Source organism: Rhodanobacter sp. BL-MT-08 (genome assembly GCF_054161255.1).
In genome coordinates, this window is sequence record NZ_CP167872.1 from 2,724,217 (window position 1) to 2,746,894 (window position 22,678).

Below are 22,678 nucleotides of genomic sequence, written 5' to 3' on the forward strand. Positions count from 1 at the left end.
TCCGGACGATGCCCTCAGCAGTTCTGCGCTGGTCCCCAACATCGGCATGGTCGTTTCCCCTCCAGCGAAGCTAGCGCTGTCGCCCAGCCGATGCAAGGGCCGCGCCGATCCGCCCCGCTCTCAGAGTTCGCACCAGCCCCAGCGGTCGAAGATCCACAGCGAGGGGAGCGCGCACGCCAGTCGAGCGAAACGCGGACCGACGGCGCCCGCAGTGGGCAGCTCCAGGTGAAACCTGCCCTCATTGTCGCGCCGCAGCGGCGCCTGCGACCACGGCCAGGTCTGCGCACCCGACTGATCCACCACACTGAGGCGCAGCGACGGCCGCAGCCACGCCGGCGGCTGCCAGGGAAGCACGTCGCGTGGCGGCGGCGCCGGCAAAACCGGCGCATACCGTTCGGCGCGGCCGGCCAGCCGGCGCATGCGGCGGCGGCTCAACGCCATCTGGCTCCGATGCGCGTTCAGCGCCTGCAGTTTGGTGGCCGACTGTTCGGGCGTCCCGCTCATATCAACAACGTGCTCGTGTGCGCTGTGTCCGTGGATGAGATAAGCCAGCTGCAGAGGCGCATCGGGAAGCGAGGCCAAGGCCAGCCGGGTCAGCACATAAGCGGAGCCGTGGTCCGGGTGACGATCGTCGATCGACGGCATGGCAACGATGTCGGGACAAAACGCACGCATGGCCGCGGCCAGCTCTTCAACAGCGCGCGCGGGAGAGCCCAGCACAACGTCGGTCACGCCCATGTCCGGCCAGTCCAGCGTTTGCAGCGCGGCAAGTGGAACGTCCAGCTGCTGCAGCGCCTGACCCAGTTCAATACGACGGCGCCGCCCCCAGCGCTGCCGGTCGGCCGCGTCAATCCAAAGTCGCCGCTCCAGCCAGCGCTGCGGCCAGGGATTGTTTTCGCCCGCGGTCAACAGCACGAGTTTCACTTCGCCACCGGCGGCGCGGACGCGCTGGATCAGCGCGCCGTTGGCGATCGTCTCGTCATCCGGATGCGGCGCGATCACGAGCAGGCGGGTCTGCGCGGAAAAGGCCGGTAGCTTCAGCGTGGAAGAGGATGGATGCATGTTGACGGCCGCGGCCGTCAACGCCATTGCGCCAGCAGCTCCAGCAGCAGCAGGTCGGCGCGCAGCGGACCGCGCAGGCTTTCCCGCGTGCGGTTGACCGCGTTGAACCACTGATCCAGCGCCTCAGCGCTCAACGCGCTGGTGAGCGGGCCGGATTTGTCCGTGACCTTGGCGCGGATTTCATCGGCCGCGGCCTGCGCGGCAAACCACAGCCGCTGGGCCGGCTCGTCGTCCAGCCAGCGCCTGACCACTTCCATCGGCTGACCGCGACCAGCCGCCAGCGCGGCCAGATCCTTGCGCACTTCGAGCCGGCGATCCAGCGCACCTTCCTGCGCCCACGCGCTGGCCAGACCGGGATTGCCGCCCGCCGCCGCCAGCGCCCCGGCCGCGTCGCGAATGCCCTGCGCCTGCAGCCAGGCCAGCGCTTCGGCGGCGTCGGGCAGATGAAATTCGATGCGCTGGCAGCGGCTGCGAATGGTTTGCGGCAAACGCCACGGCGCATCCGCGATCAGGATCAGCATGGTCTGCGGGGACGGCTCCTCCAGCGTTTTCAGCAGCGCGTTGCCGGCGGCCGGATTCATCGCGTCGGCTGGATCGATCAACGCCACCTGCCAGCCGCCGAACTGGCTGCTCATGGCCAGCCGGGCCGACAGATCGCGAATCTGGTCCACCACGATTTCGCTGCGCTGCACGCCGTCCTTGCGCAGGCCGAAACTCAACTCGATCAGATCCGGATGACTGCCCGCTGCCAGCAGCAGGCAGCGACGGCAGTGGCCGCAGGCGTCGCCATCGACCGGCTGCTCGCACAACAGCGCGTTGACGAAACGCTGCACGAACTCGCGCTTGCCCAGACCTGCAGCGCCGCAGACCAGCAGCGCATGCGGCAGCGCATCGCGCTGACGGCGCGACTGCAGACGCGACCAGTGCTCGGCATGCCACGGTAAGGCGCTCATAACGGCCGACCTGCAAATAATTCGGCGATGGCCTGAGTAGCCGCTCTCAGCACGTCGGCCGGCGACTGGCTGGCATCGAGCACGCGAAAGCGATCCGGCTCGGCCGTCGCCCGTTCGCGATAGGTGGAACGAATGCGCTCGAAAAACGCGTCCGCCTCGACTTCGATGCGATCGGCTTCACCGCGACCGGCGGCGCGAGCGCGGCCGGTCGCCACGGGCAGATCGAGCAGCAGCGTCAGGTCGGGCTTCAGCCCGGCGCAGGCCCAGCGCTCGAGTTCCGCGATGCGCTCGACCGGCTGGCCGCGCCCACCGCCCTGATACGCGTAACTGGCGTCGGCGAATCGATCGCACAGCACCCACTGCCCGGCCTCGAGCGCGGGAGCAATCACCTCGCGCACCAGTTGCGCGCGTGAGGCGAACATCAGCAGCAGCTCCGCTTCGGCCGTCAGGCCACGCTGTGACGGATCGAGCACGATGGCGCGCGCCGCCTCGCCCAGCTGCGTGCCGCCGGGTTCGCGCGTCAGCACCAGCGTGAACCCACGTTGCTCAATGCTTGTGCGCAGGCCGGCCAGCAAGGTGCTTTTGCCCGCGCCCTCGCCGCCTTCGAGGCTGATGAATTTCCCACGCTTTGTGGCTTGTGCTGCCGCGCTCACTGGCAATGCTTCCGCTGGTAGCAGTCGACGTTGCGATTGTGCGCTTCGAGCGTGCTGGCGAACACATGCCCGCCGTCGCCGCGAGCGACAAAATACAGCTCGTTGCCCGCCGCAGGATGCAGCGCGGCTTGCAGCGCGGGCTTGCCCGGCAGGGCGATCGGCGTCGGCGGCAGGCCGGCGCGGGTATACGTGTTGTACGGCGTATCGGTGGCGAGATCGGTCTTGTGGATATTGCCGGTGTACTGCGCGCCCATGCCGTAGATCACGCTGGGATCGGTCTGCAGCATCATGTGGCTTTCCAGCCGCCGCACGAAGACGCCGGCGATGCGCGGACGCTCATCGGCCCGACCGGTTTCCTTTTCCACGATCGAGGCCAGGATCAGCGCATCGTACGGCGTGGCCAGCGGCAGATCCTTGTCACGCAGCGGCCACAGCATAGCGAGCATCTTGCTCATCGCGCCGTGCGCACGCTTGAGGATATCCAGATCGCTGTCGCCTTTGACGTAGGCATACGTCTCCGGCAGAAAGCGGCCCTCGGGCGCTTCGCCGGCCGCACCGATTTTCCGCATGACAGTGGCGTCGTCCAACCCCACGCTGTCGTGCCTGAGTTTGTCAGCATTGCCCAGTGCCTGGCGCAGTTCGGCAAAGGTCCAGCCGTCGACGATGGTGAAATTACGCTGCAGCACCTTGCCGGCGGACATATTGGCCAGCAGCTGGCGCGGCGTCATACCCACATCGATGGCATATTCGCCGGCGTGCAGTTTGCCCGCTACGCGCATCTGCTCGGCCAGCAGCCGCCAGTAAAGTCCGTTGGCATCGCTCACACCGCGCTGCTGCAGGTCGGTCACGATATTGCGGAAACCCGTGCCGCGCGCGATATCGATGCTCTCGCCCGATGCCGTGACATGCAGCGGCGCGCTGGTAAAACGACTGTAATCGTAGGCGCCGAAAGCCACGCCGCCAACGATGATCAGCAGCACGATCGTCCACAGCAACTTCGTCAACGCGCCGCCTTTTATCGCCCTGCGGCTCATCCTGCCTGCTCCATCGAAAACCCCAGTGTGTGCCAGTGCTGCTGAACTTCGCGGGTGATGGTACCCGGCGCATAGACCCGATCGCCGAGCAAGCTTACCGGCACAATGCCCCGCACGCTGGAGCTTAGAAAAATTTCCTTGGCTCCCCGCAGCACGTCGAGAGGAATGTCGCTGATATGCGTTTGCGGGAATGCCTGTAAGACCTCGGCGCGGGCGACGCCGGCGACGCCGCAGTGATCCACCGATGGCGTCAGCAGCGCACCGTCGATGACGGCAAAAAGATTGGCCATCGTGGCGCAGACGACCCGACCATCACTGGCGCAGAGCAGTCCCTCGGCAATCGCCGGATCGCTCCACTCAGCGCGCGCCAGCACCTGTTCCAGCCGATTGAGATGTTTGATGCCGGCGAGTAATGGCTGCTGCGCCAGACGCATCTCGCAGACGCGGATACGCACGCCCTCCGCATAAATTTCTGCTGGCACGACAGGCGCTGCGAAAGCCGCAACGATGCGTGTCACCGACGGCGATACCGGCGGCGCATAACCGCGCTCGCCCACGCCGCGAGTCAGCGTGATGCGCACGACGGCGTGCGTCAGATCGCGCGAAACCGAGATGGCCTCTTCCCACAGCTGCGCCGCATCGGGTGCTGGAATGTGCAAACGCCGGCAGCTTTCGTCGAGTCGCTGTATATGCCGCTGCCAAAGCGGCGCTTTCGTTCCGATGAAGCGGACGCTTTCGAATAGCCCGTCGCCGTAGGCAAGGCCGCGGTCCAGCGGAGAAATGATGCCCTCGGCAGAACCGTTGACAAGCATGGTCGCAGCCATCAGTCCGGCACTCCCAGCGCACGAAGCAGTCCTCGCGCCTTGGCGCCGGTTTCGTCGAGCTCGAGCTCGGCAATGGAATCGGCCACGATGCCGGCACCGGCGCGCAGGCTGACGCGGTCACCGACCAGCGTCAGCGTGCGGATCAGGATATTCAGATCGAGGTCGCCGCTGCGGTCGAGATATCCCAGTGCGCCGGTGTAGGCGCCGCGCGGCGCGTCTTCCAGTTCGGCGATGATTTCCATGCAGCGTACCTTCGGGCAGCCGGTGATCGTACCGCCCGGAAACGTGGCGGCGATGACTTCGCCGGGCGTGACCTCGGCGCGCAGTCGGCCTCGCACATTGGAGACGATGTGGTGAACGTGGGCATAACTCTCCACCGCCATCAGCTCGTCCACATCGACCGTGCCGGGCACGCAAACGCGGCCCAGGTCGTTGCGCTCCAGGTCGATCAGCATCACGTGCTCGGCGCGCTCTTTCGGATGGGCGGTGAGTTCGCGGATGCGCTCGTCGTCGTCATCGCCGGGCAATCTCGCACGCGTGCCCGCAATCGGTCGGGTCTGCGCCAGACCCTGACGCACTTCCACCAGCCGCTCTGGCGATGAACTCACCACCGCCCAGTCAGGCTGCTGCAGCAAGCCGGCGAACGGCGCGGGATTGGCTTGCCGCAGTTGAGCGTAAAGCGATGCGGGCGAAGTCGCTTCGACGTACTGCGCCTGCCAGGCGCGCGAGAGATTCACCTGAAAAATGTCGCCCGAGCGGAGGTACTCGTGGATGCGTTCCACGCCGGTGAGAAACAGCTCGGGAGCATCCTCGCGCCATGCTTTCAACGGCGGCAGCGCAGGAATCAGCGGCGCCGCGGCGAGGTCGGCCTCGAGCTGATCGAGCAGGCTTTCGTCACCCGCTTCGGCGATGAGAAACGTGCAGTCGCGAACATGATCCACGACGACCGCCGCAGGACAGCGAACGGCCAAGGCCACGGGTAGAACCGACGGCGGACGCAGCCGCAGGCGCGGCTCGATGTCACCGGCAAGTTCATAAGCCAGCAACAGCACCCAACCGCCGTGAAACGGCAGCTGATCATCTTCGGCGTGCGCAACGCGCTCCGCTTTCCACGCAGCATCGAGCGCGTCGAGAAAGGCACCGGCAACAACCTGCCCTGCCCCATCACGCACGGTGCCATCGGCACGCAGCGTCAGCGCCTCACGCGGAAACGCAAACAGGATGTCGTAACGCGACTGCGCCGTGCCGCGCACCACGCTTTCGAGCAGGCAGGGATAGCGCGCCGGAAAGGCGCCGGCCGGCGCGAGTAGATCGCGCCGGCCGCCGAGAACTCGCCGGCTGAGCGCCGGACCATGCTTGTCCACGCTCAGACGCGGCGGAATGCCAGCGTGCCGTTGGTGCCACCGAAGCCGAACGAGTTGGAAATCGCCACGTCGATCTTGGCCTCGCGCGCCGTGTTCGGCACGAAGTCCAGATCGCAGCCTTCGCTGGGCTCGTCGAGATTGATCGTCGGCGGCAGCACCTGATCGCGCAGCGCGAGGATCGAGAAGATCGCCTCGACGCCACCGGCCGCGCCAAGCAGATGCCCGGTGGTGGACTTGGTCGAACTCATCGCCAGCTTGTAGGCGTGGTCGCCAAAGACCGTTTTTGCCGCCATCACTTCGCCCAGATCGCCCAGCGGCGTCGAGGTGCCGTGCGCGTTCACATACTGCACGTCGGACGCGTTGAGGCCAGCATCGTTCAATGCGGTTTGCATACAGCGCGCCGCGCCTTCTCCACCTTCGCTCGGCGCGGTCATGTGGAAGGCATCGCCGCTCATACCGAAGCCGACCAGCTCGGCGTAGATGCGGGCGCCGCGCGCCTTGGCGTGTTCGTATTCTTCAAGCATCAGCACGCCGGCGCCGTCGGACAGCACGAAGCCGTCGCGGTCCTTGTCCCACGGACGGCTCGCCTTGGTCGGCTCGTCGTTGCGGGTGGACATGGCCTTGGCCGAGCAGAAGCCCGCCATGGCCGTTCCGGTGGTGGCAAATTCGGTGCCGCCCGCAATCATCGCATCGGCGTCGCCGTACTGGATCATTCGCGCGGCCAGACCGATGTTGTGCGAGCCCGTGGTGCAGGCCGTAACGCAGGCGATATTCGGACCCTTCAGGCCAAACATGATCGACAGCTGGCCGGACACCATGTTGATGATCGAGCTGGGCACGTAAAACGGCGAGACCTTGCGCGGACCTTTGGCGGCAAGATCAAGCGTGGTGGCTTCGATCGTGTAAAGCCCCCCGATGCCGGCGCCTACCGCCACACCGATACGCGGCGCGTTGGCCTCGGTGATTTCCAGCCCGGAATCCTTCAGCGCCTGCGTGCCAGCGGCCACACCGTAGTGGATGAACGGGTCCATCTTCTTGACGTCTTTCGCCGCCATCCACTGGGCTGGATCAAAGTCGCTGACCTGACCGGCGATGCGGGTGGCGTAGGCAGAAGCATCGAAATGCGTCACCGGGACGATGCCGCTGATCCCCTTGACGACGCGATCCCATGCGCTGGCGATGTCGTTGCCAACCGGGGAAATGATGCCCATGCCAGTGACTACTACTCGACGCTTGCTCATGCTGTGTTCCTTGGTAATCCGTCATCCGCCTTGGTTGCCAATCGGCGCATTGGCGATAGGCTGCCTATAGCTACGTCGTCAGCGGCAACGCAGACGCAGCGCGGACCATACGGGGTCGGACGTTACAAAATGCAGAAATGAAAACTGCGCCGGGAGAGGCGCAGTGTTCGATGTGGCCGGATCGGCGAACGGGCAACAGCGCTGCCTGTCTCCGATGCGACCCATGTCGGATCGATCAATCCTTGGAGTGGGCCTTGATGTAATCCACAGCCTGCTGCACGGTGGTGATCTTCTCGGCATCTTCGTCTGGAATCTCGGTCTCGAACTCTTCCTCGAGTGCCATGACCAGTTCCACCGTATCGAGCGAATCAGCGCCCAGATCATCTACGAACGACGCGTTCGCCGTGACTTCATCTTCCTTTACGCCCAGCTGTTCGATGACGATTTTCTTGACGCGCTCTTCGATGGTGCTCATGTTGCCCATACCTCTCAAGGAGTAGTTGTTTGTTCATGCAGGCGAGTGCCTGCACAAGCCCGGCGGCATTGTAGTGGCTTCGCCGTGAAGCCGCCACGATGTGCCGGTGATACGTGACGACAGCCAACTCGGCCATCGCGAAGGCGTAATTGTCGCCTAAAACGTGGCCGCTGGCGACCACCTGGCCCGCAGAGCCTACGGCATATACATGCCGCCATTGACGTGAAGGGTTTCGCCGGTGATGTATGCCGCCGCGGGCGAGGCCAGAAAGCCGACCGCCTTGGCGATATCCGCGACCTCACCAAGCCGACCCAGCGCAATCTGACCGAGCAGCGCCTGCTTCGACTCTTCGGGTAGCGCCTTGGTCATGTCGGTGTCGATGAAACCGGGCGCCACTACGTTCACCGTGATGCCACGCGAGCCGATCTCGCGCGCCAGCGATTTGGAGAACGCGATGATGCCGGCCTTGGCCGCCGCGTAATTGGACTGACCCGGATTGCCGGTCAGCCCGATCACCGAGGCGATCGAAATGATGCGGCCCTTGCGCGCCTTCATCATGCCGCGCATCACCGCCTTCGACGTGCGATAGACCGAGCTGAGGTTGGTATCGAGGATCACGTTCCAGTCTTCTTCGCGCATGCGCATCAGCAGCTGATCGCGGGTAATGCCGGCGTTGTTGACGAGAATCGAGATCGAGCCGAACTCCTTGCCGATGCCGTCGATCAGCGCCTCGACCGCGGCGCTGTCGGTGACGTTCAACACGCGGCCGTGCCCGCCGCTGGCGGCCAGACGCGCGCCGATGGCTACGGCGCCGCTTTCGCTGGTCGCCGTGCCGATCACTGTGGCGCCCATGGCAGCCAGCTCGTCGGCGATGGCGGCGCCGATGCCGCGACTGGCGCCGGTCACCAGCGCGACTTCACCTTGCAGGGTATGGCTCATCGATGTGTCCTGATATTCGCGGAGTGAAATTTGAGAATGAAAAACCCGTACGCGGTCAGATCCATTCAGCTACGGCCGTATCGATGTCGGCAGGCGTACCGATCGCGCGCGCTTCGAGGGTCTTGTCGATACGCTTGATCAGGCCGGTCAATACCTTGCCCGGGCCGCATTCGGCAATGCGCGTGGCGCCGCCGCTGGCCAGCGCCTGCACACACTGCGTCCAGCGCACAGGCAGGTACAGCTGGCGCTGCAGCGCGGTGCAAATATCGTCGACCGTGGCATAGGTCTTGGCATCGGCATTCTGCACGACCGGAATCGAGGGCAGCTGCCATGAGATCGACGCCATCCGCTCACCCAGACGATCGGCCGCATCGCGCATCAGCGCGCAGTGCGAAGGCACCGACACGGCCAGCTTGATGGCCTTCTTTACGCCCAGCTCGGCCAGTCGCGCCAGCGCCCGATCGACCGCCTCGGCATTGCCGGCAATCACCAGCTGACCCGGCGAATTGAAGTTCGCCGGCGAGACGACCTGGCCCTGCGCGACCTCTTCGCACACGGCCGCAATTTGCGCATCGTCACCGCCGAGGATGGCGGCCATGGCGCCGACGCCTGCCGGCACCGCCGCTTGCATCAGGCGACCGCGCTCGGCCACCAGCGCGGCGGCATCGTGCAGCGACAGCGCGTTGGCACAGACCAGGGCGCTGTATTCGCCGAGGCTGTGGCCCGAGAGCTGCGCCGGCTGTGCGCCACCGAGCTTCTGCCATACCCGCCACACCGCCACGCTGGCAGCCAGGAGGGCCGGCTGGGTGTTTTCGGTGCGGTTGAGCTGATCTTCGGGTCCCTGCGCGGCAAGGCTCCACAGATCCAGGCCTGCGCCTTGCGAGGCCTCTTCAAACGTTGCCTGCACTTCCGGGTGCGCGGCGGCCAGTTCGGCCAGCATGCCAACCGACTGCGAACCCTGGCCGGGGAAAACAAACGCGAGCGAGGCGGACTTTGTGTTCATGAGTCAGGCGAATTCGTTCGGGAAAACCACCATGGTGCCAGCATCTGCCGCCATACGCAGCTGTATCCGGCTATCCAAGAGCAAAACACAACGATGCCGCCCTGAGGCGGCATCGATAAGCGACACGGACTGACGGCGCAGTCGTCTTCAATAACGCAGCAGCGCGGAAGCCCAGGTAAAGCCGCCGCCAAATGCCTCCAGCAGCAGATTCTGGCCGCGCTGCACCTTGCCCGAACGCACCGCATGATCCAGCGCCAGCGGCACCGAACCGGACGACGTATTGGCGTGCTGGTCGACCGTGACAATCACGCGGTCCATCGACATCTTCAGACGCTTGGCGGTGGCTTCGATAATGCGCAGATTGGCCTGGTGCGGAATCAGCCAGTCGATGTCCGACTCGTGCATGCCCGCGGCCTGCAGGGTTTCGTCGACCAGCGAATCGAGCGTTTTCACCGCGACCTTGAACACTTCGCGGCCGGCCATGCGAATGCGCACGCCGTGGTTCGGCTCGTCGGTAAACCCGACCGATACGCCGACCGGGTTGTACAGAAGATTCTTGTGGCCGCCGTCGGCGTGCAGGCAGGTGGCGTAAATGCCCGGTTCGCTAGACGCTTCCAGCACCACGGCGCCGGCGCCGTCACCAAACAGCACGCAGGTTTCGCGCTCGGTCCAGTCGACCATGCGGGTCAGCGTTTCGGCGCCGATCACCAGCACCTTTTTGGACGCCCCGCTCTTGATGAACTTGTCGGCCACGCCCAGCGCGTAGACAAAGCCCGAACAGGCCGCGTTGACGTCGAACGCGGCGCAGCCGTTGGCGCCGAGGCGATGCTGCACCAGGCAGGCGGTCGATGGAAAAATCAGGTCGGGCGTGGTGGTTCCCAGCACAATTAGATCGAGCTCGGACGCCTTGACGCCAGCGGCTTCCAGCGCGCGCTGCGCGGCGTCGAAAGCGAGGTCACCGGTGGTCTGGCCATCAGCCGCAATATGGCGCTGGCGAATGCCGGTGCGCGTGCGTATCCACTCGTCACTCGTGTCGACGATCTTTTCCAGATCGGCGTTGGTTACCACGCGCTCGGGCAGGGCGCTGCCGGTCGCGATAATGCGGGAGTAGATCTGGGTCATCGTTTATCCATCAACCAAAGCTCGGGTATCGCGCAACACGGCCGCATCGATATCAACCACGCCACGTTACTTTCCACCGGGTAGAAACGCAAAACGGCGCGTTAACGCGCCGTCTCGCCTAATGGACAACATCGGGAATCGGGTAGGACTCCCGACGCACCATCAATCGTCGACCGACACCGCACCCTTGGTTTCGATCACTTTCTTGCCACGGTAGTAGCCGTCCTTGGTGACGTGATGGCGCAGATGCACCTCGCCGCTGGTCGGATCGGTGGACAGCTGCACGGTCTTCAGCGAGTCGTGCGAACGACGCATGCCGCGGGTGGACGGGGTACGGCGGCTCTTGGCAACTGCCATGGCATTTCTCCAACAGGAACTTGAGTGGTCTGAATCAACGTGACCTGGATCGACGACCCGGGCCGGTGGCTATTTCTTAGTTACTTCTTCAGTTCGCGCAACACCGCAAACGGATTCTCCGAACGCCCCTCTCCGGAAGATTCCTCTTCCGATTCATGGCCTGTCACTTCGTCAGGCAGCGTGCTGTCCGGATTGACCGGCACCAGCGGCAGCGCCAACAACAATTCATCTTCAATGACATCGGCCAGACTCATCCGGCCATCGTCAGCAACCAGCAGCGGCTCGCACTCGGGCGGTAAACCCGCTTCGTCGCGCTCATGCTTGATCAAGCCCAGGCGCGCATTCACAACCACCGGCAAGGCAAACGGCTCGAGCGAACGCTGGCAAACCACATTCAGCGATGCCCTCGCACGAACGTCGACGTAGCTGATGCCGAGGCTGTCGCGACCAAAATCCATGCCGTATTCGACGACGCCATCGCTCGACGATAACGCCTCACACAGTCGTGCGAGGGCCGCGATAGGTAGCGTTCCTTCAAACGAACGCCGCGCCGAAACCATGCGCCAAGCGTCCACGGACTCTGGCAGCGTCACGGACATAATCCGCAAATGTTAGGTTTCCGGCGCGCTTAAGTCAACTGATACGGTTCAAAAGCGGGCTTAATTCGCTGAATCAGCCAGATATTTTGCCCTACCCGACCGCTATGCGGCAAACTGCGTGGCATTGCAGCCGAGCCAGAGTTTCGTGAATGTCCGATTTGACGCTCGGCGCAGCCGCCATCGCCGTTTTTCTTGCCGCTGCCGGGGCCTGGATGGTACTTTCACGCCGCCGCCAGGGAAAACGCACCGTCAGCCTTCAGCATCTGCTCGATCTGGCCGACCGGCTCGAAGTCGACCTAAAGACTTGTCGCAGCGGCCTGCAGCAGGCGCATGCGGTGATGTCGCTCAATCCGGATCTGCCGGCAGCCAGTGAACAGGACGCGCAAAACGCCATCGACGCCGGCCTGCGCGCCCTTTTGCAACAGCGGCTCTGGATTCGTGACCGCTCGCCCCGAGCCAGCCAGCGTGAGCTGGACGAGGCTTCACTGTCAATGACAGCCGCCCGCAACCGCCTACAACCGCTGCTGCAGGCGCTGAGCCAGGCCCAACGCGATCTCAACAGCGCGATGCGCGAGCACATCCGGCGGGAGCCTGAAGCATGAGCAGCGCTCGGGCAAACCTCCCAAGCATCGTGCTTGGCTCCACGTCACGCTACCGCGCTGAGCTTCTCCAGCGGCTGGTCAGCAACTTCGAGCAGCGGGCGCCGGGCACCGATGAGACCACGCTGGCCGGCGAAGCGGCCGGCGCACGGGCGCTGAGGTTGGCCGCAGAAAAAGCGCGAGCGGCAGGCGCCGGCATGCAAAACGCGCTGATCATCGGCTCGGATCAGGTGGCCGAACTCGATGGATCGACGCTGGACAAGCCCGGCAGCGTCGAAAACGCCTGCCGTCAGTTGACCTTGAGCTCCGGCCGCATCGTACGATTCCACACAGCCCTTTGTCTGCTCGATACGCGCGACGGCCGCGAGCACATGCACCTGGATCTGACCAGTGTGCACTTTCGCCATATCGAGCGGGCAGAGATCGAGCGGTACATCGCGCGCGAAAGGCCGCTCGACTGCGCCGGCAGCTTCAAATGCGAAGGATTGGGCATCAGCCTGTTCGAGCGCATCGACAATCAGGATCCCAGCGCGTTGATCGGACTGCCGCTGATCGCGCTGGCGCGACTGTTGCGCCAATGCGCGGTTGCTCTCCCGTAACACGCTTAGCGACGCCGCAGCATTCTGGTTATGAGCTTAGCTCGCGCATTTCGTCGCACGCTCCAGGCATCCGGGCAAAATATCGCCAACAGGCGAAAGCGAAAGCTACACTGGCAAAGACCTACGCACGACGCCTCGCCCCTTCGCCAAACCCAAGAAGACCCATGGCCGCCCCTATCCAGCCGCGCGACGAGACTCTGCAAAAACATCTTGACGCCGCGATGGCTCAGGTCAATCAGGTGCTGCTGGGCAAGCCACGGCAGGTGAAGCTGGCCTTCGCCTGCCTCATCGCCGGCGGACATCTGCTGCTGGAAGACGTGCCGGGCGTCGGCAAAACCACGCTTGCCCACGCACTGGCCGCCACGTTTTCGTTGGAATTTCAGCGCGTGCAGTTCACCAGCGATCTGCTGCCGTCGGACATCATCGGCGTCAGCATCTACGAGCGTGAAACCGCGACTTTCCGCTTTCATCCCGGCCCGATCTTCACCGGCCTGCTGCTGGCCGACGAAATCAATCGCGCCAGCCCGAAGACGCAGAGCGCGCTGCTGGAAGCGATGGCCGAAAATCAGGTGACCGTTGACGGCCAGACGCATGTGCTGCGGCCGCCGTTTTTCGTCGTGGCGACGCAGAACCCGCTCGACCTCAACGGCACCTTTCCCCTGCCCGACTCGCAGCTCGATCGCTTCATGCTGCGACTGTCGCTGGATTATCCCGACGCTGCCGCCGAACGGTCGCTGCTCACCGGCAGCGACCGGCGCGATCTGCTGGCGCAGCTGACGCCACAGCTCGATGGCGCGGCACTGCTCGCACTGAACCAGCAGTCGCAGACCATCACCGCAAGCGCCGCCCTGCTCGACTATCTGCAGGCCCTGCTGGCCGCCAGTCGCCGGCATGCCGATATCCGCGTGGGCCTGTCGCCGCGCGCGGGCCTGGCGCTGCTGGGCGCCGCGCGCGCCTGGGCTTTGCTGAGCAACCGTTCGCACGTGCTGCCCGAAGATATCCAGGCACTGTTCGTGCCGCTGGCGGCGCATCGCCTGCTGCCGGCGCGTGGCGCCAACGGCGACCAGCTGGCGCGCCAACTGCTGGCCGAGGTGGCGGTGGATTGATGCGCGGCCAGCTGCAGCGTCTACAAACCTGGGCCGAGCGCCGCCTGCCTGCGCTGACCCGCTACCGTCGCCTGGAGACGCTGCCGATCGAACTGCATCGGCGACGCATTTACATCGTGCCGACGATGTTCGGCCTGGGCTTTTCCATCCTGTTGCTGGTCATGCTGGTCGGCGCGCTCAACTATTCGAACAATGCCGCCCTGCTGCTCACCTGCCTGCTCGGCGCGGCAAGCTCGACCAGCATGCTGTTCGGCTTTCGCAGTCTCGACGGCCTGAGGCTGACGCAGATTCGCGCGGGACACGCGGTAGCCGGTGAGCCGATCGAGCTCACCCTGATCTTCGAGACGCAGCGCGCGCGCAGCGCGATCCGCCTCGATATCGACGACACATTCACGGCGTTTGCCATCGACGCGAACAGCACTGCTGTCGTAAAGCTGACCCTGCAGACCTTTGATCGCGGCTGGCTGCCGCTGCCACGCATACGCCTGTGGACTACTTGGCCGCTGGGGCTGTTTCGCGCCTGGAGCTGGCTGCATCCGGATCAATCCGTACTGGTGTGGCCGCGACCGGAATTGTCCGGTCCGCCGCCGCGGGCGCCGGCGGACGATGCCCGGCACATGCGGCTCTATCGCGGCGATGAACTGGCGGCGTTGCGCGAGTACCGCCCGGGCGATCCGCAGCGCCACATCGCGTGGAAGGCCAGCGCCCATCACGACAACCTGCTGGTCAAGGATTTCGAACAGCCGCAGAGCCGTCCACAGTGGCAACTTGACTGGCGACTGTTGCGCAGCATGGACAGCGAGTCGCGCATCGCCAGACTGGCGCGCTGGGTCGGCGAGGCACAGGCCGAACGACGCAGCTGCAGTCTCTGGGTGCCGGGGACCGAGATCGCTGCCAACAGCGGACCGCTGCACTATGCCTATTGCATGAGCACGCTGGCGCAATTGCCATGACGTCAGTCGACGTGATGGCCTGGATACGGCGCAAACGAACCATCGAGCCGGCGATCGACAGCCGTACATTCGACCTTCTGGGCATCACCGTTGCCCTGGTGCTGCTGGTGCATGCCTCGCACATGCCGTGGTGGCTGAGCGTTGGCTTGGTGCTGATCCTGGGCTGGCGCTGGTGGCAGCGACGCCAGCGCACAGGCCGCGTGCCGGCGTGGCTGAAAATACCGCTGCTGGCCTTGCTTACCCTGGCGGTTGTTGTCAGCTACGGCAGTATCTTCGGGCGCGAGCCCGGCACGGCGCTGGCCGTTGGTCTGCTCATCCTGAAACTGCTGGAGACCGAAACACCGCGCGACGTTCGCGTGGGCGTCGGCTTTGCCTGCTTTGCGCTGATGAGTGCGCTGCTGATTGATCAAGGGCTGGTCGCTACGGCCGTGGTAGCACTGGGTCTGCTGCCGGCGCTGGCGACGCTGCGTTCGCTGGAGCCGGCGCAGCAACCGATGAGCCTGCCGCGCACGCTGCTGCCAGGGCTGGGGCTGCTGACCGCAGCGGTGCCCATGGCGCTGCTCGCTTTTCTGCTGGTCCCGCGTCTGAGCGAACCGCTATGGGGCGCGCCGACACCGGATGAGGCCCGCACAGGTCTCAGCGACAGCATGTCGCCGGGCAACTTCACCGATCTGCTGACCGACGACCGCCCCGCCATGCGCGTGACGTTCGACGGCGTTCCGCCGCCGCCGGATCTGCGCTACTTCCGGGCCTATGTGATGTGGGAGTTCGACGGCCGCAGCTGGCGTCGTCCGTTTGTTCGGCGCAACGAGAATCAGTCGGTGACACCGATCGAGGTCGCCGCGACCATCGGTTACAGCATCAGCCTCGTGCCGACGCACCAGCGTGTGCTGCCGGCCCTCGACGTGGCGCTGAATGCGCCAGCGCAGGCGCGGCTGCTGCCGGATCATGAAATAGTCGCCGACAAGACGGTCAACGATCAGCTCAACTACACGCTGCGCTCGGCCTTGCGTTATCGCCTGCAGCCCGAACTGGACGCTCGCGCGCGTCGGCTTGGGCTGCAGCGGCCGATCGGTTTCAATCCGCGCACGCTCGCCCTGGCGACGCAGTGGCGGCAGCGCTTCGGCACTAACGATGCCGCCATCGTGCAGGCGGCCCTGTCGCTTTTCCACGACGGCGGCTTCCGCTACACCCTGGCGCCGGCTCCGCTGGGCCGTGATTCGATCGATGATTTTCTTTTCTTTACACACGAAGGTTTTTGCGAGCACTACTCCTCGGCTTTTACGATGCTGATGCGCGATGCCGGCATTCCTGCGCGCGTGGTCACAGGCTATCAGGGTGGCTTCTGGAACAAGCTCGGCAACTATCTCCTGGTGCGCAATTCCGACGCGCACGCGTGGAGCGAAGTGTGGCTCGAAGGCCGCGGCTGGGTGCGCGTTGATCCCACTGGCGCCGTACGTCCGGAACGCGTCTCGCTGGGCGCATCGGCGGCCGCCGGCGATCAGCTCGCGTGGTATCGCAACGACTGGCTGCAGGGCATCCGCAATCACTGGGATATCGTCAACCGCTGGTGGGATCAGGGCGTCGTCGGATTCGACGCGCTGCGCCAGCGCGGTTTGCTCACGCCCTTTGGCGTACGTGATGTCGACACCGCCACGCTGGGCGCGCTGCTGGCGCTCGGCAGCGTTCTGTTCATCGCTGCCGGGCTCGCCTGGGCGCTGCTGCGCAGAAAACCGCGCGACGGATTGCGCGAAGCCCTGCGTGAACTTGAAAAGAAACTCGCGCGCAAAGGTATTGTGCGAAGGCCAAGTGAAGGTCCCCAGCATTACCTGAGCCGTGCGGCGCGCGCGCTGCCGCATCAGCGTGAGGAACTTGCGACGCTGATGACGCATTACCTTGAACTGCGCTATGCAAATGACATACCGGCACCTGAACCGCTGCGCGCGTTCCGACGCGCGGTGAGGGATTTTCGGGTCGTCAGCGTGGTCAAATGAACTCAATCTGACGGCGTACGCCGTCGTCCTTCCGGAGATGCCGACATGTCACTCTATCGTCCGCTCGCTCTCGTTGCTGCCGTCGCCCTGCTGGGCGGTTGCGTGACGGTACCGCAGCCGCTGCAAGGCAACTACACCAACATCACCACGGCGGCCGCGCAGCAGGGCGGCGCGGGTGGCACTCGCGTGCGCTGGGGCGGCGAGATCATCAAGACCGACCCGGGTCCGCAGGAAACCTGTTTCTATATTCTGTCTCGACCGCTGGACAGCGAGGCACGCCCGGCGCGTGGCTCGAACGATGGCGACAGCCAGGGCCGTTTCGTCGCCTGCCGTACCGGCTTCTATGATCCTGAGGTCTTCACTCGCGGCCGCGAGCTGACCATCACCGGCACGCTGCATGGCACCGTGTCGCAGAAGGTCGGCAACTTCGATTACGCCTACCCGCGCGTCGAGGCTGACGTGGTCTACCTGTGGCCCAAGCGCGTGGTCAATTACGGCTATCCGGGCTATTACGACCCGTTCTGGGGTGACCCCTGGGGTCCGGGTTTCTACGGTGGCTACTGGGGCGGCGGCTGGGGCGGCTATGGCTGGGGCGGTCCGCGCGTCATCGTGGTGCAGCATCCCGTACACCGCTGATCGCGCAGTGCTCGAAGCACATAAAAACGCCGGCTCGAAGCCGGCGTTTTTATGTGTAAGTTGAGATCACCCAAAGCTGCCCGATCATCCCGGTGGCCAGCTCAGGTGGCGGCCGGCCAGCAGGTGCACGTGCAGGTGGTATACCGTCTGTCCACCATCCTGATTGCAGTTGATCACGGTGCGATAGCCCTGCTCGGCAAAGCCTTCCTGCTTCGCGTACGCAGCGGCAGCAAGCAGCAATTTGCCCAGCAGCTCGGCGTCAGACGCCGGCACGTCGTTAAGCGTGGCGAACGGCTGCTTCGGAATAAACAGCACGTGCACCGGCGCCTGTGGATTCACGTCGCGAAAGGCGAGAACGTCGCCGCTCTCGAAGACAATATCTGCGGGAATTTCGCGTCGAATGATTTTGCCGAAAATGGTGTCGCTCATGGCAGGTTCCTTGGTGGGTTAGTCCAGCAGCTGTCGGCTGCCAAACGCATGCGCCAGCGTGCCGCGATCGACGTATTCCAGCTCGCCGCCCAACGGCACGCCGTGCGCAAGGCGCGTCGGACGCACGCCACCGGCGCGCGCCAGCTGGGCGAGATAGTGCGCGGTCGCTTCACCTTCCACGGTGGGGTTGGTGGCGATGATCATCTCTTCGATCTCGCCCTCGCCCAGGCGCTGGGCGAGCTGCTCCAGACCGAGTTCTTCCGGCCCCAGACCATCGAGCGGTGACAGGCGGCCCATCAGCACAAAGTACTGACCGCGAAACCCAGTGGCCTGTTCAATCGCCGCCAGGTCGGTCGGCGATTCCACCACGCACAGCACCTGCCGGTCGCGGCTGCTGCTGGCGCACAGCGGGCACAGCGGATCTTCGCTGAAGTTTCGGCACTGCGTGCAGCGCCCGATGCGCTGCATCGCCTGCTCCAGCGTTGCCGCCAGTTTCAGGCCGCGTTCGCGCTCGCGCTCCAGCAGATGGAAGGCCATCCGCTGCGCGCTCTTGTTGCCCACGCCGGGCAGGCAGCGCAGCGCTTCGATCAAATCACTCAGCAGCTTGCTCATGAATGCGCGCAGTCAGTGGAAACGTTGGGCTGCATGATCGCAGCTCGGTGCAGAAGCAATGGCCGAAAAAATCAAAACGGCATCTTGAAGCCGGCCGGCAGGTTCATGCCGGCGGTAACGCCGCCGAGCTTGTTCTTGCTGACCTCGGCGACCTTGTTCACCGCGTCGTTGATCGCCGCGGCAACCAGATCTTCGGCCATCTCCGGGTCGTCGGCGAAGGTCTGCCGGTCGATCTGCACGCGCCGAACCTCATGCGCGCCCGTCATCACGATGCTGACCAGGCCGCCACCGGCACTTCCGGTCACCTCGAGTTGGGCGATCTCTTCCTGCGCGCGCTTCATGTCTTCCTGCATGCGCTGCGCTTGCTGCATCAGCTGACCGATCTGACCTTTCATGGCGATACTCCGAATGTGTTGCTCAGGGATTTTGACTAAAGGGTTTGACGGACTGCGGCACCACGCGTGCGCCGAATTCGCGCTTCAGCGACTGCACCAGCGGATCGCCTTCGATCGACTGCTCGGCCTCGGACTGCGCCGTGTCGCGCGCCTGCGCCGCGCGTGCGGCTGGCGTCTCCGCGATAACGTCTGCTGTGATGCTGACAAAGCGCAAACGAATGCGTTCACCCAGCGCCTGGCCAATGCGCTCCTCCATCTGGCTGACCATCGGCTCCACCGCCAAGCTCATATGCGCCGGCTGCAGGGCAAGTACCAGCGTGTTGCCGTCGCGCTCGCGCAGGAGCGCGTTCTGCGCCAGGAGGCCGAACGGTCCGCGCAGGTTGGCGCGTTCGATCAGGCTGTCCCAATGCGGCAGGCCATGGCTGTCGGTGGCGATGGGTGCGGCGGCGACGGGCGCTGGCGCTGGAGCTGGCGCGGGCTCCGCGCGCGCTACCGGCGGCGCTGACCTGACTTCTGCCTGCTGCTGTGTGACTGGGGCTGATCGCGTCGGCGGCGCGGACGCGGCAGCACGCTGGGGCGCAACAGCCGATGATGGCGCCGCTGCCGCAGGCCGCTCGGCACGCGCTGCCGGCGTACCGCCATCATCCGGCCGAAAGGCCAGCATGCGCAGCATCGCCATCTCAAAGCCGGTGCGCGCGTCCGGCGCAATCGACAGGTCGCGTCGGCCTGACGTGGCAATCTGGTAATACAGCTGCACGTCTTCCGGCGTCATACGCTCGGCCAACGATACCAGCGCGCTGTCGTCGTCGCTGCCCTCTTCGGGCTTGTAACCGGGAATGAGCTGGATCAGCTGCAGGCGATGCAGCACGCTGGCCAGATCGTCCAGCACGCCGCCGAAGTCCGGCGAGTACGAGGCAATCTGCGTGCATTCGGCCAGCAGCCGCTCACCATCGCCGGCGGCCAGCGCTTCGAGCACGCCTAGCACCTGACCGCGCGCCACGCTGCCGAGCATCGTGCGCACATCGTCGGCATGCAGCGCACCCCCGCCATAGGCAATCGCCTGGTCGAGCAGCGACAAACCATCGCGCAGCGAGCCGTCGGCCGCACGCGCCAGTTCGCCGATGGCACTGTCGTCATAGGCAATGTTTTCAGCGCCGAGAATGTGACGCATCTGGCCGGAAATCTGTTCCGGCAGCAGCCGCTTCAGGTTGAATTTTAGGCAGCGGGACAGCACCGTGACCGGCAGCTTCTGCGGGTCGGTGGTGGCGAGCAGAAATTTCACGTGCGGCGGCGGTTCTTCCAGCGTCTTCAGCAACGCGTTGAACGCATTGCGCGAAAGCATATGCACCTCGTCGACCAGGTACACCTTGAAGCGACCGCGCGACGGTGCGTACTGCGCGTTCTCGATCACCTCGCGCACGTCGTCGACACCGGTGTTGCTGGCCGCATCGATTTCCAGCAGGTCGACGAAGCGCCCCTCATCAACCGAGGTACACACCGAACACTCGCCGCAAGGGTCCGCCGACTGGCCGCGCTCGCAGTTCAGCGACTTGGCGAAAATGCGCGCGATCGTGGTCTTGCCGACGCCGCGCGTACCGGTAAACAGGTAGGCATGATGCATGCGGCCGGTATCGAGCGCATTGGTGAGCGCGCGCACCACGTGCTCCTGCCCGACCAGTTCGGCGAACTTGCGCGGGCGCCACTTGCGTGCGAGTACCTGATAGGACATAGCTACCAACGTTGGGGCAAAGGAGGATTGTGCCAAGTCGGCGATGGCAAGTCAGTAGCCAACGCCGCGCGGTGGCGGCCATTCTGCGCCGTGCCTGTCGCACGGGCTGCGAGGCGGACCCGAAAAAGGCGGCGGCCCCGCCAGCCACACCCCGGCACCCGAATCATTCGCTACCGTTGCTTCCTTCCGGACCTGGCGGAGTTTGCGAACTATCGTCGCGGGGGGACCGACGGGGCCACCATAGACGTCAAGCTGATTGCTTAGCTTGTATGTTTCAGCGCGCCCGGCTTTTGGCCTGTCGCGCCTACCACTCAAAAATTGGCGGAGAGAGCGGGATTCGAACCCGCGATACGTTTGACCGTATACACACTTTCCAGGCGTGCTCCTTCAACCACTCGGACACCTCTCCTTGCAACCTCTTCCATCAAGCCATCCGGCCCGACAAAGAAGCGGAAGGATAGCGTCCGGGGCCATTACAGGCAAGCAAACCTCGCATGATTCAACCCGCATCGGCCCTTGGCGGGGCGGGCTGGGCCAGCGCGACGCGTTCGTCGGTGCCGGCGATACGAAACCCGCGGGCAACGAGCGCAGCACCGTCGGCAGCGCTGCCGTAGTGATATAGCAGGCATTGCGAACGCAGCGAGGCGGCGTATTCACGCTCGAGATCGTCCACGCCCGTGTGCGAGGGATTGCCGACCAGGCCGCAATCGTGCGCGATCAGCTCCGGGCCACCGGCGTAGCGCTCCAGCACCTCCGGAATCGGCCGCGTGTCGCCGGTGTAGACAAAGCTGCCGTCCAGCGCCACGCCGTACGAGGTTCCCGGCGCGTGGTGGCGCGTGCCGAACACGTCGAACCACAGCCCCTCCAGCCAGAATCCGCGCGTGCACGGCACCAGCCGGAAGGCCTCCCAGTAATTGACCCCGCCTTCGGCGAGCGCGCCTGGATAGTCCGCCACGCGCGCCTGCAGCCACGGCAGCAGCGCGGCATGCAGAAAGACCTTGGTGGTGCCGCGCAGGGCCTCGTCAAACCATAGCCGGAAAAACAGACGCTCCAGCCCCGCGACATGATCCATATGCGTATGCGTGATGTACAGCGCGGACGGCGGCTTGCCGTATGCCGCCTGATAGCGATCCAGCGTATCGGGGCCACAGTCGATTAATAGCAGCGGTTCGCCATTACGCTCAAGCACCGCGGACGACGAACCCAGCTCCACCGCATGGGCGGCGCCGACGCCGAGAAAGTGCAGATGCCAGTTCATGCGCCAAATGTACGCTGATAGGCCTGCAGCAGGGGCTGCCAGATGGCCTGATCGAATGCCGCATCACTCTGCGCGGCAGCCCCGAGCTTTATCAGCGAGCGACGCAGACGCTGCAGATTGGCAAGCCGCCACGCCTGCGCAGGCGCGCGCAGCTCGCCGCGATCGAAGTCGATGAGGTAGAGCTGCCCCGGCGTGACGAGAATATTGTGCGCGTTCAAATCGGCATGCCAGACGCCTGCCCGATGGAACCGCGCGATCAGCACGCCGACCTGACTGGCCATGTCGGCATCGAGTTGCCCGGCGGCCAGGCATTCGGCGAGAGTGCGCGCATCGGCAATGCGACGCGTCATCAGGTCCGCGGAATAGTAAAAGCCCCGGCGCCGATAGCGGGCGGCCACCACCTGCGGCCCCGGCAGACCGAGCTGCGCGATCGCACCGAGCAGGCGGAACTCGGCAAAGGCGCGCGTTCGATCGGCACCGGTCCACAGATAGCGATCACCCAGCAGCGCGGCCACCATGCCGCCGCGACGATAGTGCCGAAGCACGCATTCGCCCGCCGGCGTGTTGATCACGGCCACGCCACCGCGCCCGCCCGACTGCACGTGCAGGGCGCCGCGCGCTCGCCAGTAGTCGGCGGAAAACCAGTCGGCGTTGACCGCTGGCGACACGTCGGCATCGAACAGGATCCCATCGGTTGTATCTTTGAGCGTTCGTTCCTGCATCATCCTGCCTGGTGGCGTCG

General features: G+C 64.9%; 25 protein-coding genes, 1 tRNA gene and 1 other RNA gene. 6 read left to right on the forward strand and 21 right to left on the reverse strand.

Annotation, left to right across the window (positions count from 1 at the left end; all coding sequences use genetic code 11):
• Window positions 1–120: 120 nt before the first annotated feature.
• The 13 genes from ACDK93_RS12045 to ACDK93_RS12105 form a co-directional block, all read right to left on the reverse strand.
• Window positions 121–1,089: a PIG-L deacetylase family protein gene (locus ACDK93_RS12045; protein WP_458068889.1), complete on the reverse strand. Its 969-nt coding sequence runs from the start codon at window positions 1,087–1,089 to the stop codon at window positions 121–123.
• Window positions 1,080–2,015, reverse strand: a complete 936-nt coding sequence (gene holB, locus ACDK93_RS12050; RefSeq protein WP_458068891.1) for a DNA polymerase III subunit delta' — start codon at window positions 2,013–2,015, stop codon at window positions 1,080–1,082. Before holB ends, ACDK93_RS12045 begins: the two co-directional genes overlap by 10 nt.
• Complete coding sequence (gene tmk / locus ACDK93_RS12055) at window positions 2,012–2,668, reverse strand: dTMP kinase (RefSeq protein WP_458068893.1); 657 nt, start codon at window positions 2,666–2,668, stop codon at window positions 2,012–2,014. Before tmk ends, holB begins: the two co-directional genes overlap by 4 nt.
• Window positions 2,665–3,702 (reverse strand): endolytic transglycosylase MltG, encoded by a 1,038-nt coding sequence (gene mltG, locus ACDK93_RS12060; RefSeq protein ID WP_458068895.1) that lies wholly within the window; start codon window positions 3,700–3,702, stop codon window positions 2,665–2,667. Before mltG ends, tmk begins: the two co-directional genes overlap by 4 nt.
• Window positions 3,699–4,526 carry an aminodeoxychorismate lyase gene (pabC, locus tag ACDK93_RS12065; RefSeq protein ID WP_458068896.1) on the reverse strand — a complete coding sequence of 276 codons (828 nt, stop codon included), beginning with the start codon at window positions 4,524–4,526 and terminating at the stop codon, window positions 3,699–3,701. The genes mltG and pabC overlap by 4 nt, the downstream gene beginning before the upstream one ends.
• The gene (locus ACDK93_RS12070) at window positions 4,526–5,890 is read right to left on the reverse strand and encodes an aminodeoxychorismate synthase component I (RefSeq protein WP_458068897.1); all 1,365 of its coding nucleotides are present in this window, start codon (window positions 5,888–5,890) and stop codon (window positions 4,526–4,528) included. The genes pabC and ACDK93_RS12070 overlap by 1 nt, the downstream gene beginning before the upstream one ends.
• Window positions 5,891–5,892: 2 nt before the next feature.
• Entirely contained in the window at window positions 5,893–7,131 is a 1,239-nt protein-coding gene (fabF, locus tag ACDK93_RS12075; protein ID WP_458068898.1) for a beta-ketoacyl-ACP synthase II, read from the reverse strand.
• Between the two features lie 235 nt (window positions 7,132–7,366).
• Entirely contained in the window at window positions 7,367–7,606 is a 240-nt protein-coding gene (acpP, locus tag ACDK93_RS12080) for an acyl carrier protein (protein ID WP_007805185.1), read from the reverse strand.
• Window positions 7,607–7,801: 195 nt separating this feature from the next.
• Window positions 7,802–8,545: a 3-oxoacyl-ACP reductase FabG gene (gene fabG, locus ACDK93_RS12085; RefSeq protein WP_458068899.1), complete on the reverse strand. Its 744-nt coding sequence runs from the start codon at window positions 8,543–8,545 to the stop codon at window positions 7,802–7,804.
• A gap of 55 nt (window positions 8,546–8,600) precedes the next feature.
• Window positions 8,601–9,548 (reverse strand): ACP S-malonyltransferase, encoded by a 948-nt coding sequence (fabD, locus tag ACDK93_RS12090; RefSeq protein ID WP_458068901.1) that lies wholly within the window; start codon window positions 9,546–9,548, stop codon window positions 8,601–8,603.
• A 147-nt stretch (window positions 9,549–9,695) separates the two neighbouring features.
• Window positions 9,696–10,670 carry a beta-ketoacyl-ACP synthase III gene (locus ACDK93_RS12095; protein ID WP_458068902.1) on the reverse strand — a complete coding sequence of 325 codons (975 nt, stop codon included), beginning with the start codon at window positions 10,668–10,670 and terminating at the stop codon, window positions 9,696–9,698.
• Window positions 10,671–10,832: 162 nt separating this feature from the next.
• Entirely contained in the window at window positions 10,833–11,027 is a 195-nt protein-coding gene (gene rpmF / locus ACDK93_RS12100; protein WP_179481653.1) for a 50S ribosomal protein L32, read from the reverse strand.
• An 80-nt stretch (window positions 11,028–11,107) separates the two neighbouring features.
• Window positions 11,108–11,587: a YceD family protein gene (locus ACDK93_RS12105; RefSeq protein ID WP_458072446.1), complete on the reverse strand. Its 480-nt coding sequence runs from the start codon at window positions 11,585–11,587 to the stop codon at window positions 11,108–11,110.
• A 188-nt stretch (window positions 11,588–11,775) separates the two neighbouring features.
• Between ACDK93_RS12105 and ACDK93_RS12110 the strand changes: the two genes are divergently transcribed.
• The 6 genes from ACDK93_RS12110 to ACDK93_RS12135 all read left to right on the forward strand — a co-directional run bounded on the left by ACDK93_RS12110 (window position 11,776) and on the right by ACDK93_RS12135 (window position 17,513).
• Entirely contained in the window at window positions 11,776–12,228 is a 453-nt protein-coding gene (locus tag ACDK93_RS12110) for a hypothetical protein (protein ID WP_458068903.1), read from the forward strand.
• Entirely contained in the window at window positions 12,225–12,824 is a 600-nt protein-coding gene (locus tag ACDK93_RS12115; RefSeq protein WP_458068904.1) for a Maf family protein, read from the forward strand. The genes ACDK93_RS12110 and ACDK93_RS12115 overlap by 4 nt, the downstream gene beginning before the upstream one ends.
• A gap of 164 nt (window positions 12,825–12,988) precedes the next feature.
• Window positions 12,989–13,930 carry an AAA family ATPase gene (locus ACDK93_RS12120; protein WP_458068906.1) on the forward strand — a complete coding sequence of 314 codons (942 nt, stop codon included), beginning with the start codon at window positions 12,989–12,991 and terminating at the stop codon, window positions 13,928–13,930.
• Window positions 13,930–14,883 (forward strand): DUF58 domain-containing protein, encoded by a 954-nt coding sequence (locus ACDK93_RS12125; RefSeq protein ID WP_458068907.1) that lies wholly within the window; start codon window positions 13,930–13,932, stop codon window positions 14,881–14,883. Before ACDK93_RS12120 ends, ACDK93_RS12125 begins: the two co-directional genes overlap by 1 nt.
• Complete coding sequence (locus ACDK93_RS12130) at window positions 14,880–16,877, forward strand: transglutaminase TgpA family protein (RefSeq protein ID WP_458068908.1); 1,998 nt, start codon at window positions 14,880–14,882, stop codon at window positions 16,875–16,877. Before ACDK93_RS12125 ends, ACDK93_RS12130 begins: the two co-directional genes overlap by 4 nt.
• A gap of 45 nt (window positions 16,878–16,922) precedes the next feature.
• Window positions 16,923–17,513: a Slp family lipoprotein gene (locus tag ACDK93_RS12135; RefSeq protein WP_458068910.1), complete on the forward strand. Its 591-nt coding sequence runs from the start codon at window positions 16,923–16,925 to the stop codon at window positions 17,511–17,513.
• Between the two features lie 84 nt (window positions 17,514–17,597).
• Here the strand turns inward: ACDK93_RS12135 and ACDK93_RS12140 are convergent, their stop codons facing one another.
• The 8 genes from ACDK93_RS12140 to ACDK93_RS12175 form a co-directional block, all read right to left on the reverse strand.
• Window positions 17,598–17,942: a histidine triad nucleotide-binding protein gene (locus ACDK93_RS12140; protein WP_458068912.1), complete on the reverse strand. Its 345-nt coding sequence runs from the start codon at window positions 17,940–17,942 to the stop codon at window positions 17,598–17,600.
• Between the two features lie 18 nt (window positions 17,943–17,960).
• Entirely contained in the window at window positions 17,961–18,554 is a 594-nt protein-coding gene (recR, locus tag ACDK93_RS12145; protein ID WP_458068913.1) for a recombination mediator RecR, read from the reverse strand.
• 71 nt (window positions 18,555–18,625) lie between these two features.
• Window positions 18,626–18,949: a YbaB/EbfC family nucleoid-associated protein gene (locus ACDK93_RS12150; RefSeq protein WP_179481668.1), complete on the reverse strand. Its 324-nt coding sequence runs from the start codon at window positions 18,947–18,949 to the stop codon at window positions 18,626–18,628.
• 22 nt (window positions 18,950–18,971) lie between these two features.
• On the reverse strand, window positions 18,972–20,678 hold the full coding sequence (gene dnaX, locus ACDK93_RS12155) for a DNA polymerase III subunit gamma/tau (RefSeq protein ID WP_458068915.1): 1,707 nt from the start codon (window positions 20,676–20,678) through the stop codon (window positions 18,972–18,974).
• 135 nt (window positions 20,679–20,813) lie between these two features.
• An RNA gene (gene ffs / locus ACDK93_RS12160) (signal recognition particle sRNA small type) lies at window positions 20,814–20,910 on the reverse strand.
• Between the two features lie 87 nt (window positions 20,911–20,997).
• Window positions 20,998–21,087: transfer RNA gene (locus ACDK93_RS12165), tRNA-Ser, on the reverse strand.
• A 90-nt stretch (window positions 21,088–21,177) separates the two neighbouring features.
• Window positions 21,178–21,936 carry an MBL fold metallo-hydrolase gene (locus ACDK93_RS12170; RefSeq protein WP_458068916.1) on the reverse strand — a complete coding sequence of 253 codons (759 nt, stop codon included), beginning with the start codon at window positions 21,934–21,936 and terminating at the stop codon, window positions 21,178–21,180.
• The gene (locus ACDK93_RS12175) at window positions 21,933–22,658 is read right to left on the reverse strand and encodes a 3-deoxy-D-manno-octulosonic acid kinase (protein ID WP_458068918.1); all 726 of its coding nucleotides are present in this window, start codon (window positions 22,656–22,658) and stop codon (window positions 21,933–21,935) included. The genes ACDK93_RS12170 and ACDK93_RS12175 overlap by 4 nt, the downstream gene beginning before the upstream one ends.
• Window positions 22,659–22,678 lie beyond the last annotated feature (20 nt).